A 20,293-nucleotide genomic window follows, 5' to 3' on the forward strand; every position below is an offset into this window, starting at 1 on the left:
GTCAAACGTCGCCCCTCAACGAGTGGCAGCCATCATCCCAGCCCACAATGTTGGCCACGATGTTGCCGGTACTGTGCGCGCATGCCGAGCCATCCCCGGCGTCGATCTGCTGATCGTCGTCGACGATGGGTCCGATGACAACACGGGAGCTGCCGCCCGCGCCGCCGGTGCAGTCGTCGTCCGCCATTCTGTGGAACGAGGCCGCGCATCCGCCATCGAGACTGGCGTCAAAGTGGCCGCGATGCGCGATCGGGCGGATTGGCCTGCGCGCCTTCTTCTTGTTCTGAACGCTGACTTGGGAGATTCGGCGGTTGAGGCTACTGCGCTTGTTGAGTCCGTGATGAACGGTGAAGCCGACTGCGCGTGTTCTATTCCCGTAGGAATGAGCCTCACGTCGAAATTGGGACGGGCCGCGCGGTTGGCGCGTCGCGTTATTCGACGCGCAACCGGCTGGGAACCCGCTTACCCGCTTGCGTCCGTGCGTTGCGTGACACGCGAGGGAATCACGGCAGCTATGCCCTTTATGAACGGGTACGGCTTGGAAATTGCGATGACGATTGATGTGCTCAACGCGGGCTTGTCGATCATTGAGATTCCCTGCAGTTTCGAACGCACAGGTGCCGATAAATCATTCGGCGATTTGAACCCGCGTACGCGCTTCACCGATACGACGATCGCTTCAATTCGCACGGTATTCGGTCGCGTAAAAGCGCGCCACCATCACCCGCACCCGTATGCGAATGCTCGCCAGGGTGTTGGAATCCCCTACCCATGCGTTGCACGTGATCGGGAACTCACTGACGCCTAGCCGTTCAAGGATTTCAACCGTAAAACTTGGGTGCCCTGCTTGGGAGGATCCCAAGCAGGGCACCATACGCTTGTCAGCGACTCACACCATCAATCAGCGGATCGTCACCTGACGCGAGACCATGCCCTGGCGAGCACGACGCTCATCAGCGGTCAGTGGCTCCTTCACGGCAAGAGCCTTTTCAAGCTCGGTTGCCAGGGTTGCTGCGTCTTCGGCGATGTCATCAGCGGTCGCACCCTCGGCAAGTTCGAAGACCGGGATTGCGATGCCACATGCACGGAACGCCCCTACGAAGCGCGAGCCCTCGCCCATGCGAGCCTTGCCAGCTGCCTGCAGGCGAGCCAAGCCGGTGAACAGCGCGGACTCTTCCACGTCGGTCACGTAGCGCACGAAGTTACGGTTCATCTCGCACCAGAACATACCGGTAACACCGGGAACTGCGACGGTTGGGATGACCTCGTCGCGGTTTTCTTCAAGCGCACGAGTGGTCTGCTCGTCCATTTCCTCTTCCGGGTTCAGCCAGAAGTGGAAGTTTTCTTCGAGGCTCATTTCGCCGAAGCCTTCCGGATCCAGGATGTCCTGGAGACGATCGGAAGGTTCGCGCACATCAATGTCAATAACGCCCTCGACGCCGTCAGCCTTGGCTGCAATCGCTGCGAGAATTGCGGCGCCAGCGTCGTGCGACAGATCAGCCGAGTTGAAACGAGTCTGAGCTGCAACCAGAATTCGACCATCGCCACGCACCATCGCGGGATGACCGTCCGGGAGCAGAGTGACGAAATCGAATTCGACCGCGCCATGCTCAGCGTTAGTGCGTGCGCTCATGATGGCGCACGGGAGGATCTCGCGCATGGCGACCAGTTCAACCTCACCCTTGAGACCCTCGTAAGGGCGGGCAACGAACGGAATCGGAGCGCGGAATGCCGGACGAGCGGCAGGATTTGTTACCTTCTTGCGGCGGCTTGCTTTACCCATAGTCCAAATCGTAGCGGTAGCACGCCCGCCGGCGTTATTCCGCGTCCGGTTCGGCGCTAGTCCAATCGGGCACAATCAAGCGCGGTGCGACAATGCAGATGATCCCGGCCTCGTCATTATTATTCACGAGGCCGGGGCCGCAAGCGACACTGGCACCTGGAAGTGCCCGGAAAAACTCAGCTATTATCCGCGGCAGCCTGAACAGCCGGAAGAGCTATCTTAAAGCGTTCCAGGAACTTCTCGTACGCCTGAGCATCATCGGGATCCGCGTCGATGACGGTAGCCTGGACGTTCGCAAACACCTTGGAATCAAGATATTCGGGAAGAGTCTCACCTTCACCGCGCGACTTCATGAACTGAGCGAGCACAGCGATACCCCACGCGCCACCCTCGCCAGCGGTTTCACCAACGGACGCCGCAATCCCCAGCGAATCCGCGAGGATCTTCTGCGCCACACCCGGCGTCTTGAACAGACCACCGTGAGCAAAAACCTTGTCCAGCCCGACCCCTTCATCGGCAAGAATGTCGAGTCCAATACGGACGGCCGCAAAGACGCTCATCAGCTGAACGCGGAACACATTCGCCAAGGTGAACGTGGCATCCGGGGTGTGAGTGAACAGCGGGCGACCGCCTTCCAAGCCCATGATCGGCTCTGCGGACAGCGTGTTGTACGCCAGCAGTCCCGCACCATCGGCATCACCCTTCAGCGCGTTGAAATACAGAAGGTCATACACGTCAGAAACCTTCATATCCATGCCCGCAAGCTTCGCAAACTCGACGAACATGCCAACCCACTCATCCAACTCGGACGAACCGTTGTTTGAGTGAACCATCGCCACGGGCGAACCATCGGGAGTCGTCACCATATCGACCTCAGTGTGCAGGCGTTTCAACGCCTTCTCCAGCACGATCATGAGGAACACGGAGGTGCCACACGAAATGTTACCCGTACGCTGAGCCACCGAATTCGTCGCCACCATGCCCGTACCGGCGTCACCTTCAGGCGGACACATCGCAATACCCGGGCGGAGTGTGCCCGTCGGGTCAAGCAACAGCGCGCCTTCCTCGGTCAGGACACCCGCATCTTCGCCAGCACTCAAAACCGTCGGAAGCAGGTCGGACAACCGCCACGGCAGATGACGCGGAGCAACCAACTCGTCGTAGGCAGCAACCATCGACGCATCAAAATCACCGGCAACCGAATCAATCGGGAACATACCCGACGCGTCACCAATACCCAGAACATGACGACCAGTCAGTTGCTCATGCACCCAACCAGACAGAGTATTGATCGACGCAATCTGAGGAACGTGCATCTCTTCATCAATGACCGCCTGATGAAGATGAGCAATCGACCAGCGAAGCGGAATGTTGAAGTGGAACGCATCGATCAGCTCGGCCGCGGCGCGACCCGTGTTCGTGTTACGCCACGTCCTAAACGGAGCAAGCTGCTTGCCATCGGCATCAAACGCAAGATAGCCATGCATCATCGCCGAAATACCCAGCGAACCGTAGGTCGTGGGAACAACACCGTAGCGTTCCTTCACCTGCGCAACCAGCGTCGCATAGGCATCACACAAGCCTTCTTTGACGGCGGAAAGACTGTATGACCAGAGGCCGTCGACAATCTGGTTCTCCCACGAATGACCACCCGTCGCCAGAACCTCGTGGTCGGGGCCAATAAGAACGGCCTTAATTCGAGTTGAGCCGAGCTCGATGCCCAGCGCGGTCTGGCCGTTTTCAATCAGCTCTTGAACTGCAGCGCTCATGCGTTTAGTCCTCCACTTGTCATCGTTGACGTGTCGAAATTATTTCACGCGTTATCGACGTCACGCTATCACTGACTCAAATGTCCGTAAGGGTTTGCCCACAATGACGAAGAAGTGCACAAATGATGGCCGCTGCACCATCGTTTTCGACGGCTCCCGTGACAAAATCACCGGATTTTTTCACATTATCATCGGCGCCACCCATGACAACGCCGAAGTTTGCCCACTCAATCATGGGAACATCATTCGTGCCATCACCGATCGCGACAGTGCCTTCAAAGGGAACACCCAAGTCGGCGCTCAGAGTTTCAAGCCCGCTGGCTTTCGTTACTCCCAGGGGAAGAACGTCAGCCCAACTGGTCCAACCGATCGAGCATTCCCAGTTCCCAATAACTCCCGCATTGGTCAAAGCAGTTTCAAACTCTTCACGGTTCATCGCTGGTTCACGAATAACAACCTTAATCGCGTCAGCTACCTTGAGGTCCTCGACCGGTTTCACGGAGAATTCTTCGATCAGTTCCCCGGGTGGAAAAAGGCCGGAGATGAGGAACATTCCAGGAATTTCCACACCGATCAGAGCATTCGGCATCCCCTGACCAACCTGGTCAACCAAGGTCGACGGATCAAAAGTGGAAATGTCAGCAGACAATGCGCCAGAAACATACGCGTCAGAAAAGTGAACGCGGATAGCACCGTTCGAGCAGAGCGCCCACGCACGAGGATCCCCCAGTTGCTCAAGCACCGGCTGCGTCGCTTCCAACGAACGCCCCGTCGCAATAACGACGTTCATCCCCGCATCTTCAGCAGCGCCGATTGCTGCGCGCACACGCGCCGACGCCCCCGTCGGTAAGAGCACCGTTCCATCAAGGTCAAGACCGATCAGGATCTTCTTCGGATCCGTCGGCATCGATTCAGGCAACGCCTGAAATGCCGATTCGACCAGTGATTCAAACTGGATCGGTGCCTCACCCGATGGGGGCGGGGACACAAGGTTAACGATGGGCGCGTTGGAAGTTTCAGCCATGCGATGTCACTTGACAGGCTCGAGCACTTCCAGACCGCCTAGGTACGGACGCATTGCTTCGGGAACGTAGACCGAGCCGTCTGCCTGCTGGTGATTTTCGAGGATCGAAACCAGCCAGCGAGTGGTGGCAAGAGTGCCATTCAGCGTTGCCACTGGGGCCATGCCATTTTCGCGGCGCTCACGAATGCCCAGGCGACGTGCCTGGAAAGTGGTGCAGTTCGAGGTCGACGTGACCTCCATGTAGCGTTCCTGGGTCGGCAACCATGCTTCGCAGTCGAACTTGCGTGCAGCCGAGGTGCCGAGGTCGCCGGCAGCCGTGTCAATGACGCGGTAGGGAAGCTCAACCTTGCGGAGCATCTCTTCTTCCCATGCCAGGAAGCGCTGGTGCTCTTCTTCAGCCTGCTCGGGGCGGCAGTAGGAGAACATTTCAGCCTTGTTGAACTGATGGACGCGGATGATGCCACGTGTGTCCTTGCCTGCAGAACCGGCTTCGCGACGGTAGCAGGTGGACCACCCTAGATAACGCTTCGGACCGTCGGACAGATCGAGGATCTCGTCGGCGTGATAGCCCGCGAGCGCCACTTCGGACGTACCGGTCAGGTACAGGTCGTCGGCGGGCAGGTAGTAGATCTCGTCCGAGTGCTCGTTGAGGAAGCCGGTACCGCCCATGACTGCGGGGGTCACGAGGGTCGGGGTCATCATCGGGACAAAACCAGCCTTGACGGCCTGGTCGAGTGCCATTGTCATCATGGCGAGTTCAAGGCGAGCGCCGATGCCCTTGAGGTAGTAGAAGCGTGCGCCGGAGACTTTTGCGCCACGCTTGGTGTCGATCGCGTCGAGGCCTTCACCAATGGCCAGGTGGTCTGCGGGTTCGAAGCCTTCGGCTGCGAAGTCACGTGGCTTGGGGCCTTCGTGGCGCAGGACGACAAAGTCTTCTTCACCACCAACCGGAACACCATCGAGGACGAGGTTCGGCAACAGGCGTGCAAGACGGTCAGCGTCTGCGTCTGCTTCGTTCGCCTTGGCTTCGAGAGCCTTCACCTGTTCGGCAAGTTCCTTCGCCCGAGCGAGAATCGCAGGGCGCTCTTCCTTGGATGCCTTACCGACCGACTTGGAAACTTCCTTCTGGGTAGATCGAAGGGACTCGAAATCCTGCAGGCTGGTGCGACGCAGTGCATCAGCTTCAAGGATGCGGTCGACGAGTTCAACATCGCCACCGCGTGCGCGCTGGGAGGCACGGGCGGGCTCAGGGTTTTCACGAAGTGCGCGAACATCAATCATGCTTCCAATCTTAGGGCAGGGTTCGGCCTGGCGTTATTCACGACCAGCGCTTGTGTGGATAACGCAAGTGAACAGGCTCCGGATGTGGACAGGCGTTTCCACAGCGATGGATTGCGGATTTGATTTATCCACCAATTTTGTTTTCTGGCGGGACGTGAAAAGCGTTCGATGGATAGTCTTGGATGCATGACGATCTGGATTGTGGTGGGCATTCTTACGCTTGCGTTCGTTCTCTTTGGTGGCCTGTGGCTCTGGCGTTGGTATCAGACGCGTCAAGCACGCTTGCAACTGCGCAAAGATGCGATGCTCACCCCCAGTTCCGCTTTCGATCCCGAGCGCGGTCGCCCACGTCCGTGGGTGATCGTGAATCCGGTCAAGCATGATGATGTGGATGCTTTCAAAGCCGAAGTCAATCAGGCTGCGCATCAGATGGGCATTGACCACGTGCATTGGCGTGAAACAACCGCGGAAGACCCCGGCACCGGTCAAGCAATTGACGCTTTGGCGCAGGGCGCATCCGTCATCATTGCTTCCGGTGGTGACGGCACGGTGCGCGCTGTGGCCGCGGGCGTTGCTGGGTCGGGTGTACGTATGGGCATTATTCCCGCCGGCACCGGCAACATTCTGGCCCGTAACCTAGGAATTCCGATCGACGATTCAGCTCAAGCGATGCGCATTGCTCTGGGAGAAAACCACCGGGCGCTTGACTGCGGGTGGTTGCGCGTCGACAACGTCGACACGCCTTCCGAGATTCCCGCGGAGGGAATGCTGGTGCGGGCGGCTCTGACGAAGAACAGAGTTGACACTGATACTCCGCCATCACTCGATCAGGCGGACTCCTCACTGGCGCACCGCGCTCAGAATCTGCCCGGAACGGACGAGTATTCGTTTGTCGTCATCGCCGGTCTTGGCTTCGACGGCGAAACGATGGCTGCGACCGATTCAGAACTGAAGAAGAAGGTTGGATGGGTTGCCTATGTGATAGCAGCCCTCGGAGCAATCGCGAAGGAAGGAACACGACTGCGCTTGATGCTCCGCAACCCGAAACCGATCGATGATCCTGTCGGGGATGCTCCCGGAGATGATGAGCACTCTCGCGTCGTTGACGAATCCGCAACGATCAGCGGGGTCAGCGTCCCTGATCAGCCCGAATCAGTTCTCACGTGGGTTCATTCGCGCACTGTCATGTTTGCGAACTGCGGGGAACTTCCATTCATCACCTTGGCACCGGGTGCTCGCGTCGATGACGGGCTGATTGATGTCATTGCCGTCAACACGGAAGCTGGCGTGCTGGGCTGGGCGGACCTGTCCTTGAAGATCATGGGACAGGGACTGGGTGTGAAGACCATGAATCTTCCGGTTTCCACCGGCAAGATTCAGTTCAGGCAGGCAGAGGGCGCATCCGTCGCCGCTCAATCACCCCAGGTGATTCAGGTTGATGGTGACGCGATCGGAACTGCGCGAACCGTTCACGTCCGGCTTGATCCACAGGCTCTAGATATTGCGGTTCCCGGCCTCGAAAACTGAAACCGGGAAATAAGCAGTCAGCCGTTCAACGGCCACGACGGCGCAACCGGGTAATCCGGAACGTCAACGCCATTTCCACCCTGAAGAATTGACGCCACCCATGCGCGACCCGCGTGGAAATCCTCATCGCTGGTTCCACGCAGAACATGTGCTTTCATTCCGTCAACGCGCGGGTACGAACCCATAAAACGAACCTCGGGCGAATAGCGATGCAGACCAACAAGAGCGGCTTGAACACGTTCTTCGGAAATGTGTCCAACAATGTCGATGCTGAACGTGTAATCACCCAAACCGTCACCGCTTGGGCGAGACTCAATACGCGAAAGGTCGACACCGCGGACAGCGAACTGCTCCAACAGGGTCAGCAATGCACCGGACTCGTTCACCGGAAGAGCAACCTGGATCGTCGTCTTATCCGCACCCGTTGGCGCGGGGATCTGACCCGGCTTCGACACCAGGACGAAACGCGTCACGGCACCCGGATTATCAGCGACGTCCTTGTAAATCGCTTCAAGACCATAGGTCTGAACCGAAACCTCGTTGCAGAGAGCCGCATCAAACGGGGCGTCACCACCGGAAAGGATTTCTGCCCCGGCTGCCGTGGAAGTGGCAGGCACGTGAACAGCGCCCGGGAAAGTGGCTTCAACCCATCCACGACACTGAGCCCACGCGTGCGGGTGCGTACCAATGCGACGAACATCTTCGGGCTGGGTTCCCGGACGAACAGCCAGCTGGAACACCACTTGGACAACCATTTCAGCAACGATCACCAGTGGCTCACCTCGGGAGAGTGAATCAAGAGTCGCGTTCACGCCACCCTCAATTGAATTCTCGATCGGCACAACCGCGCGGTCGGCTTTGCCCTGGCGAACAGCGGCCAGAGCCTGCGGTGCACTGGTCATCGGCATCAGTGTCGCGTCGACTGGCGCGACTTGGCGCACGGCCTGCTCGGTGAACGTTCCGAACGGTCCAAGGAATGCGATTCGCAATGACATTGATGTCCTTCGTTATTTGTTTTCCGCAGACGCAGAGTCGGCGTTCTCAGATACGGCGCCACATGCCGTGATCCTGTAGAGCTTCGCGGTTCCGCCTTGATCCACTAATTCAAAGCCATACGAGGTATCAACGTTGTACAGGCCCGGGAATCGAGACGAACGCAGGAAGTTGTAATACTTTCCGTCTTCATCGGCGTAGTAGTGCGTGATCCCCATCTGATTGACGACCTCGCACACTTCGGGATTGTCGTGGATCTCGTTGAAGTGTTTCACCAGAACCTGTTGCCAGCGTTCCTCGTTATTGGTGGTCGACAGCTGAGGGAAAACCGCGTCATGCTGTCCAAGAACTTCCGTGTACGCCGCGCCCGCAATCGGATCACCCAGGACAAGCGAATCTCCGGGAATCAGCAGTTGCATTCGACGAATCATTGCGAGCTCAGCGGTGTCAGCCATGCCCGGCTTCCCCAGGTTTTCTGGGTCGTAGACGTAGTCGGTGGCGCGAAGGCGCGCATCCAAAGCACCTCCGCCGGTGAGTAGCAGAAGCAGGACGCCGATAACAACGTCGATCAACCAGCGTGGGAACAGTGCGGGCAGGTGTTCTTCACCCATGTTGGCGCCCACCAGTTCGTCGGTTTCGCTGGCTCCGAAGAATTCTGATTCTTCAGCTTCACCGGCTTGCACCCCCTCTTGAGCTCCGCCGGGTTGCGCCACTTCTTCGGTTCTCAAAACATGCGCTATCTCTTCGGTTCCGCCGTCATCTTCGTGGGTGAGCTGCGCGGTCGCACCCTGCGAAACGCGGGCTACCCACTCAAAAACGAGGAAGGAAATCCGCTCGAAACCGATCGCCATCAACGGCACCATTGTCAGCCCATGCGGTCCCATGATCCGTCGCGGATCCAAGTACCAGGGGGCCAAAAGGAATGTGCGGAATTCCCCGATCGGCGCGTACGCCAAGAAAGTCAGGAAGCAGAACAGCAGGTAAGAGACGATCGGCCACATCGCACCGGGCTCCCAATCGGAGGTATCGGCATGTTGAGCAGGCCCGGCCTCGTCGATGCGGAAAATGCTGAAGGCGTCAACGCTCACCGCAATGCCGACCAGCAGTAGAACAACTTGGACGGCGATCAGCATTGTCATCGCGGTCGTTTGCGAGAACGGTGGCGCGGGCGTGAACGTGTGGCTAAACGCGTACTCCCACGAAATTCCAGCACGTGGATAGTTGCCCATCGCGCGAACTTTGCCCGTCGTCAAAAGCAAGAAGGGGGTGACGAGGCTCGCCACGCAGACAAGTCCCCCGACGAAAGCAAGGGATCGAGCGCCTCGACGGTAGGCGCGAATCGCGCCCCCACCGACACCCGAAAGGAACGCAGCGATCAGCATGACGTAGATCGTGAACGCAGAACTCGGGTGAGCAACCGACGCGCCAAACATTCCTGCCAGTAGCAGGATCGTCAACGGGATCTGATGAGCAAGCGCGCCCACACCCACCCGACGCGCATCCAACAAGCGCCGACCGACGATCACCGCGAGCGCAACAATGCCCGGGATCAGAGCAAGACCGGTCGCCAGTGGCCACTGGTTGTACATCGTCAGATTGTCCGCAGGCATATCCAACAGAGCCCCTGCCAGAACGGGGGCTGCAAGAATCGCTCCACGTTTACGCGTAATGACGCTGGTCATCGCGGTCGCACCAATAACCCAGATCAGCATCAGAACCAGCGATGTCACATTCGCGGTCAGAACAACTGTCTTCGGGGTTGCGAACAGGGCGGTGAAAGCGTGCCACGTGGTCGGATAGAAAACGTCTCGACCACCGTAGAGGTGAGAAAGACCGCCGAAGGGTGAAGCGTTCCCGGTTCGCACAATCGTCCATACGCCATTCAAATGGAATGTTGAATCCCACTGCTGGACAGGATTTCTCGGGCTTGCGTGCAACAGCATCGGAAGGGCTGCCACGAACGTACCGACGGTGATCATTATCCACATTGAGGCTCGTAGTCGAGCCTGCTCAGCACCCAGAGGCTGGCGTGGTCCAATGTGTGACAGCAAGCTTCCCGGCTGTAGGCGCCCTCCACCAGCACGGCGAGCGCTAGCAAACAGCCAGTTCACGCATCCCACAACGAAAGCGATCCCGAGCAGGGGAAATACTTTTTCACGAGACCACGTGACATCGCTACGATCAAAAACAACGGACAGGATGGTCAGGAAGCCAAGCGTGATCGCAGGAGCAATGCCAACCGCAATAACGGAAGAGCGCACCCAGGAGCGCACCCAGAAGACTCCCGGCAGAATCAGCGCCATCACCATCTCCACCAAGATCGGTCCGGCGGCCCACCACTGTCCACACACGTTTTACTCCTGCGGAAGCGTGTCTGCGTCTACAGCGTCTACAGCGGGTTCGGCCTGGTCCTTGTGCGAACGGTGAAGGATGAACTCAACGATCATCGGGATCAGAGACACGAACACGATCGCCAAAATAATTATCGACAGGTGATCGTGCACGAAGTCGACGCCACCCAAGACCGAACCCAGGTAGGTGATGCCTGCACCCCAGAGCAACGAGCCAAGCGAGTTAAACGCCAAGAACTTCGAGTAGGGGTAGCGTGCAATGCCCGCAGCAAGCGGAATGAAAGTACGCACGAAGGGGATGAATCGACCAATCACCAGCGCGCGACCGCCGTAGTTCAGGAAGTAGCTCTCCGCTTTGTGCAGATGCTCGGTTTTCAAGAAGCGCGCATCGTCAGAGAACAGGCGACGGCCATAGCGCGCACCCAGCCAATAGCCGATCTGCGCACCGATGAATGCGGCGATGAAGGTCAGGATGACCAGAGTTGGCAGGTGCAAACCCAGACGGTCGTGCAGAAGACCCGCTGTGAACAGCAAGGAATCGCCAGGAAGAACCGGGAACAAAACGCCCGACTCGATCAGCACGATCGCAAGTGTGCCCCACAAAACCCACGGGCCCATTGCGAGAAGCAAGCCCTCCGGATCATGGAACCAGCCGATGAACGTGCTCAGCCAGCTTGAATCGGCCATCGGCGAAAGCGCCGGCAGAAGGTCGGTGGCGAGGGTCGAAATGATCACTCAGTCTCCTTGATACTCGTGCGAGCTTTTCTCGCGCGTTGGCGGGACACAGCGCTCGGCATATTCCCGCGCTTCACACCCTACCCGTCACACGCTCGCAGTTAGGATTGAGAGCATGGAGTACACAGAGGATGACGTCACACCCGCAGGTTCCGGTGACGTTTCCTCTCAGACTGATTCTGCCCTCGCAGACCACGAGACCACTGAAGACCCGCAGAATTATGCGGAATCTGAAACGCTGGCTGACACCGCGGATACCGAAACTGACGTGGCGGACGACGGCGTGGATGATGAAGCGAAACCCCACACACCTGGCCGTCTGCCCGTCCCCGTTCACTATGCGGATAGGCAGACTCCGCGCAGGCGACGTCGCGAGGACTTGTTTCAAGCACTTTTCTGTGTTTTCGGAATCGCTGCCACGTGGGCAATCGGCGTTTTTGCGAACGCGACTACGCAGGGTGTGACAGAGGATGTTCTTCGTTTTCGTTTCATCCGTGAAATTCTGCTTCTTCCGATCACGTTGGTCGAGGGCAGCGTTGTCCTGATCGCTCCGATTGCGATTGTGGTTGCGCTGGCCTTGCGTCGGCGTATTTCCGCGATCGCTCATTCTGTGGGCACGGCGATCGTCGCGGTACTGGTGGGGTGGGCGCTCCTCTGGGCGACTTCACTGCTACCTGATGACATCACGGCTCCTCTTCGCGTGGCGAAGGCTGTCGCGCTGCTGGGCAATACGACGTCAACGGCGCTGGGGATCAACCTGATCGTGATCACGCTCTGCGCAATGTTCACTGTCGCGGGCGAGATGCAGAATATGCGAACCGTCCGTTGGGCGTGGATCGGCCTGTGGGTGATTGTTTTCCTTGGCGTGATGCGTTCGTCGATGACTCTGCCAAGCGCGTTCATTTCCGTGTTCATCGGGCGGATCGTTGGTTCAATTGCGCGGTGGTTTTTCGGCTTCGAGGACCGTCGTGCCTCGGGTACGGATATCGTTTCCGCTCTTTTGGACTTGGGTCTGGTGCCAGTTCGCGTGGTGCGTACCGATTTGGATACATCAAGCGAACCACTTTCGGCTTGGTCGATTATCGAAGATTCACGAGGCCGGCTCCACATTCAAAGTCGTGACGTGCAGACTGTCGAATACACGGTGAATCGTCGGCCTGACGTTGACGAAAATCGTCATTATCAGGTGTGGACGGTTGATGATCAGCTGTATGAAGTGGTGGCGTTGGATCCCGGTCGCGAGATTGTCGGAACGCTTGTTGACGTGTGGAACAACGTGCGCTTGCGCGGAATTTCGCGATGGATTTCCCCGTCTCTGAAGGCAACAACGGAACGCGCTACGCTGACTTCCCTTACAGCCCGTAAAGCTGGTGTTCACACCCCCGACGTTGCTGGAATCGCTCAGGCTGGCGAGTCGTTTATTTCCGTATCGCAGGCGCTTCCACCGACGGCTCCGCTCACGTCATTCGAGGCTGACCAGATCAGTGACGCGATGCTCGATGAGGCGTGGACGCAGCTTCGTGCCGCCCATCGAAGCGGTATTAGCCACCGGGATCTTTCCCAGGATGCCGTGCTCTTAGACGATAGGGGGGAACTGTGGATTGTCGATTGGCAAAAGGGCGAGGTCGCAACCACTGAGCTCAACCGCCGTATCGACATTGCCCAGATGCTTGTCTTGCTCTCGCTTGCCGCCGGCAGTGAACGAGCTTTGGAATCGGCCCGCAGAACGGTGGCGCCCGAAATTTTGACCTCGTGCGCAGCCGTGTTACAGGAACCGGTGTTGCCGACGAGCGTCCGACAAAACGTGCGCCGAACTGACCTGACGGAAAATCTGCGCGCGCAGTTGATGGGCGTTGAATCTGACGATGAAGTGGAGCTGACGGATCTTCAGCGTTTCCGCCCGCGCACCGTAATCATGGTGGCGGTTCTTTTCACGGCGCTCGTCGTTGTTTTGGGCTCGATGAACTTCGAAGACATTACGACAGCGGTGACGCAGGCGAACCCGTGGTGGATGGTGCTCTCGTTTGGACTCGCATGCTTGACATGGGTTGGTGGCGCAATTCCACTGATGGCACTCAGCCCCGTGAAACTGCGCTTCTGGGAGGCTCTCACCGCCCAGATCGGCGCATCGATCGCGACGATCGTTGCCCCCGCCGGCGTCGGTCCCGCGGTCGTCAACCTGCGACTATTGAAAAAGAAGAAGGTTGGCACGGTTGTCGCTGCCACCACGGTCACCTTGCAACAGTTGATCCAGTTGGCGTTCATCCTGTTGTTCTTGCTGATCGCGATGGTACTCAACGGCAGTTCTTTCTCCGTCCAGTTGCCGTATGGCACGATCCTTGCGGTCGTTGTCGTTGTCATTGCAGTGATTGCAGCTCTCTTGTCGATTCCGCAGTTCAGAAAGTGGGTGTGGTCGAAGATCGAGCCGACATGGACTCAGGTGCACCCCCGTCTGATCTGGATTGTTGGACAGCCTCAACGTCTGCTTGCCATTCTTGGCGGAAATGTTCTGATGAACGTCGGTTTCATCGGAGCTTTCTGGGCGGCCCTTGCCGCGATGGGTGGCTCCATGAACCTCCTGTCACTGGCTTTGACCTACTTGGCTTCGAACTCTCTGGGTTCTGTCATCCCCTCGCCCGGCGGTATTGGTCCTGTCGAAGCTACCCTCACCGCCGGTCTTCAGGTTGCCGGCGTTCCCCTATCAATCGGCCTGCCCACCGCGGTCCTCTACCGTCTGGTAACGTTCTACGGTCGTATCCCCTTCGGTTGGCTGGCGATGAAGTACATGGAGCGCAAGGACCTGCTCTGATTCTCAGTGCGTGAGTACTCTTGTTCGACCACGCGACGATTTTCGTTCGCTATGAAACAATAAGGGTATGACAACGCAGTCGAATCCTCATACAGCCCTTGCCCCTCTACCCGCTCCCCTGGCCGAACTGGCCGCAGGCGTGGAACTCCTTGATCCGATGGAAGCGCCCGCAATTCGCTGGGGCATCCTCGGTGCTGGCGGAATTGCAGCAGTTTTTGCTCATGACGTCGCCGCCTACTCGTCCGGTGTGATGGCAGGTATCGCAGCTCGCGATCCGAAGCGCGCCCAAGAGTTCGCCGCAACCTACAACGTCGAAAAGGCCTACGACTCCTACGAGGACCTCGTTGCAGCCGATGATATTGACGCCGTCTACGTCGCCGCCATCCACCCGCAGCACGAGAAACTGGCGACCCTCGCCCTCAACGCCGGCAAGCCGGTCTTGGTGGAAAAGTGTTTCACCATGGATGCCGTTTCCGCGAAGCGCGTCCTGGATCTGGCGAAGGAAAAGGACCTGTTCTGCATGGAAGCCATGTGGACGCGTCACCTGCCACACCAGAAGGTACTCAGCCAGATTGTCGCCAATGGTGGTCTCGGTGCAGTTTCGACCGTTCACGCTGATCACGGCCAAAAGCTGGATCACATTCGTCGCACGTGGGATCCCGAGCTCGGTGGTGGCGCTCTGATGGATCTTGGCGTCTACTCAATGTCTTTCGTCCACCAGATTCTTCCGGACGTGAAGCTTGTGGGAGCAACCGCAAACCTCACCGATCTGGGGGTCGACGTCCAGTCCGCCGCCCTATTGAAGACCGACACCGCGGTGGCAATGGCGGCCTCGAACTTCAACGGCCGATCCGCGACCTACGGCGAAGTTGTTTTCGAACGCGGCGCTATTGAGATGGAAGAGCAGTTCTACCGTCCCTCGACTCTGCGCCTGCGCACTTTCGGTGAAGGCAAGCCCGAAAATGGTGAGACCGTTGAATGGTCGGGCATCGTCCCCGGCGGCTTCCAGTACCAGGCGGCCGAGGTCGCTCGTTGCTTGACCGCCGGCAAGAAAGAATCCGACACGATGCCCAGGTCAGCGACCCTGCGCGTGATGGAACTTCTGGACGAGATGCGCGCTCAGACGAACATCGTTTACCCATGGGAGAAGTGAGCGTCAGCTTTCCTGACTTCACACGTTTGAGTGGCCTCGTTTTCCTCTTTGGGAAAGCGGGGCCGCTTCTTTCAGTGTGTTTCAGCGCTTATGGGCCGTCCACATGAGCGTCATATACGGAATGGTCACCGGTTTTCCAGGCTCGTAGGCGAGGTGTTCGTAGAGGTACCAGCGCAGATTGTCCTGCATCCGCGCCCTTCCGGTTTCGTTTTGACGCAGGTAGGACGATCGCGTGGTGCCCAAGCGAAGAATGTCCTCAGGGGTGATGCACTCTTCGAAGTTCACGAGGCCGAGCACCGGCTCAGTGAATTGGCTGGAAAAGCTCGGTGGCTTGTCGGGTCGGTGCACGTCACCGGACCTCATAATTCTGGTCAGGCGATGAACCCAGGGGATGGAAACATCCATTTGGTTCCACACCACTCCAATCCCACCGCGATCCTTCAAGATTCGGCTTGCTTCGTGACTCGCGAGCTCTTCGTCGACCCAGTGCCACGATTGCGCATAGACAACGAGGTCGACACTGCCGGTCGGCAAACCGGTATCTTCTGCGGTTCCATCGTGAATCGCGATGAGGTGACGCCAGCACGGTGAGCGCTCTTCGAGTGCTTCACTCATCTGCTGGCGCATTGCTTCTGATGGTTCAACAGCCTCCACGCATATGCCACGCTCGGCAATAAGCGCGCTCATTTTTCCTGTTCCAGCACCAATATCAGCAATGCGGGGGCACTGCTCGCCAGCGAGATCACTCTTGCCAGCGGAATGATCTGCCAAGCCTCGCCTCGTCATTTCGACAAGCTGGTCAACGACCGAAACTGGGTATGCCGGACGCACCGAGGCATACTCGGGGGAGGCAATGTCGAAAGGATTCATCAGCGAGAAGTCTAGTCACTGCGAACGCTCAAGCGAGGATGGGACAGACGAATGCGTTGGGTAACGAATAGGCTCACGCAACGTCAGGTCAGAACGATCGCGTCAGCGAGCTCTTGTGGATGATCGACCAGAAGGCGAGCATCATCTTGCTCGGCCCAGGTGCGCCAATGTGGCCGATATGTGTCTCCATCGCGGGCAATCGCGCGGTCGTAGCGGACGGGTTCGCCACCCTCAGCTTCAATCCAGATAATGTAGTCCGCGAGCGCACAACTACGCTCAGTCAGCACCCCGCACCCTTCGACGATCGTGGGAACACCGGGAAGAACCTGCTTTGGGTCACGTTCAGTGGATGCTTCCCAATCCCAGGGGCGATAGATGGCGATGCGACCCGCACGAAGGTCAGCCATCACCGTTTCAGTGATGGATTGTGCACCGGCGAGGCCCTGCCAACCGCGATACCACTCGTCGGGGCCAATGATTCGCCACTTGTCTCCGCCAGCCATGCCATTCAGGGCATCACGAAGAGCGAGCGCAAACGTGGATTTGCCTGCGCCCGACAGCCCGTCAACCAGAATGATCGGGGTTTCGCTGGCTGAGGCGTGCGCGTGGGTCAGCGTCGCTTCGACAAGGTCGGCGGGTAACGGCTGACCCAGAGCGGATGAAAACCGACGTTGTTCAGCCTGTTTGTTCGTCATCATCAGCGCCCAATTAAGGCAAAGTAACCGAAATAGACGGCAGCACTCAACGCGATGATCGGCACCAGAATCGAGACGATCAGCATGATGATGTCTCGAACGCCCATGGAGGACTGGCGCGCCCACGTGCGAGGTCCGGTTGCGCCGAAGCCTCGTGCTTCCATCGTCAGAGACAGTTTCGCGCTACGGCGCAAAGCGAACACGAGCAGTGAGAACGAACCGCGTGCCAGTGACACGACCTTGTGAGCGTCCCCGATTCCTCGGATCCGACGCGCCTGCTCCAAGCCCTTCCAGTCAGCGGTCATCAGCCCGGTCATGCGGGCCGCCGCTAAGGTTGCCAGCACGGGACGGGCGGGAACGTGCAGGATCTGCGCCAGACCATCCGCCATGTCGGTCGGATCAATCCGTGACAGCAACACGATTGCCGGCATGCCGATTGCCAGGACGCGCAGAAAGATTCCGGCTGCCATCCACACCGAGCGCTCCGAGATGATTGCGGGACCGAATGACCAGAAGATTTCGCCCGCGGGGTTCGCGTACAGCAACATCGACAGAGCAGCCAAAGGCGCTGCGAGGAACAGTGGGATCATGCGGAACGCAATCGTCCGAGCGCGAATATGCGTCACCGGCAGAAGCAAAAGTTCCAGTACCAGCGCGATGCCGGCGGATACGACGTCGATCGACAGGATTAACGGCGTCGTCATCAGAATCAGGGACAGCACCTGCGTCACCGGGTTCACCAATTCGATAAAACGCTTGGGGCGCGTCGGCTCCGTGGCGGAATGCTCGGCCTTCTCTTCCAAGGTGGCGTCTGATGAAGCATGGTCGGCCTCGTCCGTTGGGATCGAGGGCGCAAGCGACGAATTCGCACCCGCTGGCGCAACGCCGACGCTACCGAGGTCAATGACGTTCTGCCCCATCGCTTCGACGAAGGCGGGGTCGTGCGTAATCGAGACGAGCGTCGTACCGAGAGCCTGCGCACGGCGAAGCAATCTGACCAACTCAAGCCACGTTGTGCGATCCTGACCGAACGTCGGTTCATCGAGAATCAGCAGTTCGGGTGCGCTGATCAGCGCGCTCGCAACAGAAAGTCGGCGCTTTTCGCCACCCGACAGGGTCATCGGGTTCGCGTCAGCAAGTGCGGCTAGGCCCAGTGCGGCCAGGTGCTCATCAACGAGGCCGACCAATTCGTCTCCATCGATTCCCTCTTGACGAGGGCCGATCTCAAGCTCACCGCGCACAGTTGTAGAGACGAACTGATACTCGGGTTCCTGGAAGACCATAGAGATTCGGCCTAGGAGGTCTTTCGAACGCCACTCGTGCGGGTCAGCGGATTCGCTGGGAAGACCATCCTTCGGAGCGGCTCTGATTGTGCCTTCAATCTGCGGTAACAGGCCGGCGAGCGTCAGAGCGAGAGTCGTCTTACCCGCACCGTTCGCACCAACGAGGCACGTCGATTGGCCTCGCGGAATATCGAGGCTGATACCGGTGCGGACAGGATGCTCCGGTGAGTAGCCGATCGTCAGGTCACGAACTGACAGGATGGGAGTGGAGTCTGTCTGCCCTCCGTTATCGAGAGCCTGATTCTCTCCTTCGCTAGCTCCGAGCGCGGCAACAACATCGTCGACGGGAAGCCAGATGCCACGCTGTTTCAGCGTCTCACCCTGCTCGGCAAGCACCTGCTCAATCGGACCATCAGCTGCAACGGCGCCATCGAGGATCACGATCACACGATCAACGAGCGACGCCCACACATCCACGCGATGCTCAATAACGACCATCGTTGCGCCACTCACAGCAAGGACACGCTCAACCGCGTCGCGAACCCCCGCAACGCCTTCCGGATCAAGGTTTGCGGTCGGCTCATCAAGAAGCAGAAGACCGGGCTGCATCGCCAAAATCGACGCGAGTGCGAGGCGCTGTTTCTGACCGCCCGACAGCATCGACGTATTGCGATCACGGCTGACATTCAGGCCAACCGCTTCCAAAGCGGCATCAACGCGCGGCCAAATCTCTTCGCGCACAACCCCGAGGTTCTCCATGCCGAACGCCACGTCATCACCGACACGCGCAAGCACAACCTGAGCCTCAGGATCTTGCATCATCAAGCCGATGCGACCGCGAAGATTCTCCGGCTTTTCGCCCTCGACCAATAGGGAGCCTCGCGCTTCACCCTCATCTTCCCCACCGAGCAGGCCAGCCAAACCTGCCATCAACGTCGACTTACCTGAGCCACTTGGGCCTAAAACCAGAACGCGCTCACCCGGGTTAATCTGCAGATTCACCCCATCGAGCGTCCACTTCAGACGACCGCCATGACGCCAACCCCAGTCTTCGATCACTACCGACGCGGGGGTACGAGGTGCCTTGGCATCCTCCCCACGTAACGAGTCAGAGTGAGAAGCAGGAATACCGGGATCAGGCAGATTAGTGCTCATAGTGCAACGCCCCAGAAAGAGTAGAGACCGATAAAGCCTGGACCCGCTGGCGGTGGCTTGTGCCTTCGCCAGCGGGTCCAGGCCTCGTCAATTCATCAGACGCGAGTCCGAACCTCGCGACCGGCCGCGAAACGATCCAGCGCGCCAGTCTGCGCAAGACCGCGAACCAGCAGCCATGCCAGCAGGCCCGCAATCGCACCCGAAATGATCAGTGTGATGAAGTACGTGATGTTGAAGCCGAAGGACTTCGCCATGTTGCCGAACGCCAGGAACTCAAGGATCCACGCGCCCACACCGGCACCGGCACCCGAAAGGGCGGCAACCGTCAGGCTGAAGCGACGGTAAACGAAGAGAGCGAAGATGATATCGGCGCCCAGACCCTGAGCAAGACCCGAGTACAGCGTCGAAATACCCCACTGTGAACCCAGCGCAGCGGAAACCGAAGCAGCAATGACTTCAACCAGGATTGCAGCACCCGGCTTGCGGACGATCAATCCACCAATCGGGCCACCGATCAGCCAAATACCGGTAATCAGACCACCGAAACCGGGGGTCACTGCATCCAGAACGTCGTAGCCCAAGCCACCAACCTGGTTCCAGATCAGGAACAGCAAACCACATGCAACACCAAGAATCGCGGTGGTCACCATGTCAACGACGCGCCAATTCAGGCGGGGTGCGGATGCAACGTTGTCACTCATGCTGAAGAACTCCTCTCGTGTACAGCATGGTGCTCACGAGTAGGAAGCCTCCCTACGCCGGCATTATCCGGTTCAGGTTCGACGGTCGAAGGCACTTTGCCTTCCTCTCAACCCAGCACGCGTGCGGGTTCCCGTGGCACTGAAGTAAAGCCTAATCAGCGGAT

At 58.6% G+C, this 20,293-nt stretch carries 15 protein-coding genes and 1 riboswitch; of the genes, 4 read left to right on the top strand and 11 right to left on the bottom strand.

Features of this window, described 5'->3' with window-relative positions; translation table 11 throughout:
- Positions 1 to 22: 22 nt before the first annotated feature.
- A complete protein-coding gene (locus tag QP381_RS01980) occupies positions 23 to 808 on the top strand; it encodes a glycosyltransferase (protein WP_006680531.1) in 786 nt (261 codons plus the stop codon).
- A 93-nt stretch (positions 809 to 901) separates the two neighbouring features.
- Here QP381_RS01980 and QP381_RS01985 read toward each other — a convergent pair whose 3' ends face one another.
- The 4 genes from QP381_RS01985 to serS all read right to left on the bottom strand — a co-directional run bounded on the left by QP381_RS01985 (position 902) and on the right by serS (position 5,857).
- Entirely contained in the window at positions 902 to 1,783 is an 882-nt protein-coding gene (locus QP381_RS01985) for a DUF5926 family protein (protein ID WP_179370054.1), read from the bottom strand.
- Positions 1,784 to 1,959: 176 nt separating this feature from the next.
- A complete protein-coding gene (locus QP381_RS01990) occupies positions 1,960 to 3,552 on the bottom strand; it encodes a xylulokinase (protein WP_006680533.1) in 1,593 nt (530 codons plus the stop codon).
- A 76-nt stretch (positions 3,553 to 3,628) separates the two neighbouring features.
- A complete protein-coding gene (locus tag QP381_RS01995; protein ID WP_103632906.1) occupies positions 3,629 to 4,576 on the bottom strand; it encodes an HAD hydrolase family protein in 948 nt (315 codons plus the stop codon).
- 6 nt (positions 4,577 to 4,582) lie between these two features.
- A complete protein-coding gene (gene serS / locus QP381_RS02000; RefSeq protein ID WP_103632905.1) occupies positions 4,583 to 5,857 on the bottom strand; it encodes a serine--tRNA ligase in 1,275 nt (424 codons plus the stop codon).
- A gap of 186 nt (positions 5,858 to 6,043) precedes the next feature.
- Between serS and QP381_RS02005 the strand changes: the two genes are divergently transcribed.
- Positions 6,044 to 7,384, top strand: coding sequence for a diacylglycerol/lipid kinase family protein (locus QP381_RS02005; RefSeq protein WP_285067656.1), 1,341 nt, complete (start codon positions 6,044 to 6,046; stop codon positions 7,382 to 7,384).
- A 17-nt stretch (positions 7,385 to 7,401) separates the two neighbouring features.
- Here QP381_RS02005 and pheA read toward each other — a convergent pair whose 3' ends face one another.
- The 3 genes from pheA to QP381_RS02020 are packed head-to-tail and all read right to left on the bottom strand — an operon-like array spanning position 7,402 to position 11,415.
- Entirely contained in the window at positions 7,402 to 8,379 is a 978-nt protein-coding gene (gene pheA, locus QP381_RS02010) for a prephenate dehydratase (RefSeq protein ID WP_285067659.1), read from the bottom strand.
- Positions 8,380 to 8,391: 12 nt separating this feature from the next.
- Positions 8,392 to 10,728 (bottom strand): DUF6541 family protein, encoded by a 2,337-nt coding sequence (locus QP381_RS02015; RefSeq protein WP_285067662.1) that lies wholly within the window; start codon positions 10,726 to 10,728, stop codon positions 8,392 to 8,394.
- 3 nt (positions 10,729 to 10,731) lie between these two features.
- Positions 10,732 to 11,415: a DedA family protein gene (locus tag QP381_RS02020; RefSeq protein ID WP_285067746.1), complete on the bottom strand. Its 684-nt coding sequence runs from the start codon at positions 11,413 to 11,415 to the stop codon at positions 10,732 to 10,734.
- 163 nt (positions 11,416 to 11,578) lie between these two features.
- Between QP381_RS02020 and QP381_RS02025 the strand changes: the two genes are divergently transcribed.
- Positions 11,579 to 14,272 (top strand): lysylphosphatidylglycerol synthase domain-containing protein, encoded by a 2,694-nt coding sequence (locus QP381_RS02025; RefSeq protein ID WP_285067665.1) that lies wholly within the window; start codon positions 11,579 to 11,581, stop codon positions 14,270 to 14,272.
- A 67-nt stretch (positions 14,273 to 14,339) separates the two neighbouring features.
- A complete protein-coding gene (locus tag QP381_RS02030; protein ID WP_179370060.1) occupies positions 14,340 to 15,425 on the top strand; it encodes a Gfo/Idh/MocA family protein in 1,086 nt (361 codons plus the stop codon).
- Positions 15,426 to 15,506: 81 nt separating this feature from the next.
- Here QP381_RS02030 and QP381_RS02035 read toward each other — a convergent pair whose 3' ends face one another.
- The 4 genes from QP381_RS02035 to QP381_RS02050 form a co-directional block, all read right to left on the bottom strand.
- Positions 15,507 to 16,295, bottom strand: a complete 789-nt coding sequence (locus tag QP381_RS02035) for a class I SAM-dependent methyltransferase (protein WP_101628067.1) — start codon at positions 16,293 to 16,295, stop codon at positions 15,507 to 15,509.
- An 83-nt stretch (positions 16,296 to 16,378) separates the two neighbouring features.
- Entirely contained in the window at positions 16,379 to 16,990 is a 612-nt protein-coding gene (locus tag QP381_RS02040; protein ID WP_101628068.1) for an AAA family ATPase, read from the bottom strand.
- A gap of 2 nt (positions 16,991 to 16,992) precedes the next feature.
- A complete protein-coding gene (locus QP381_RS02045; RefSeq protein ID WP_179370061.1) occupies positions 16,993 to 19,428 on the bottom strand; it encodes an ATP-binding cassette domain-containing protein in 2,436 nt (811 codons plus the stop codon).
- A 95-nt stretch (positions 19,429 to 19,523) separates the two neighbouring features.
- Positions 19,524 to 20,129 carry an ECF transporter S component gene (locus tag QP381_RS02050; RefSeq protein ID WP_101628070.1) on the bottom strand — a complete coding sequence of 202 codons (606 nt, stop codon included), beginning with the start codon at positions 20,127 to 20,129 and terminating at the stop codon, positions 19,524 to 19,526.
- 32 nt (positions 20,130 to 20,161) lie between these two features.
- Positions 20,162 to 20,274, bottom strand: a riboswitch (TPP riboswitch).
- Positions 20,275 to 20,293: the final 19 nt, after the last annotated feature.

This window comes from Pauljensenia sp. UMB6358 (assembly GCF_030216865.1).
Classification (GTDB): domain Bacteria; phylum Actinomycetota; class Actinomycetes; order Actinomycetales; family Actinomycetaceae; genus Pauljensenia; species Pauljensenia turicensis_A.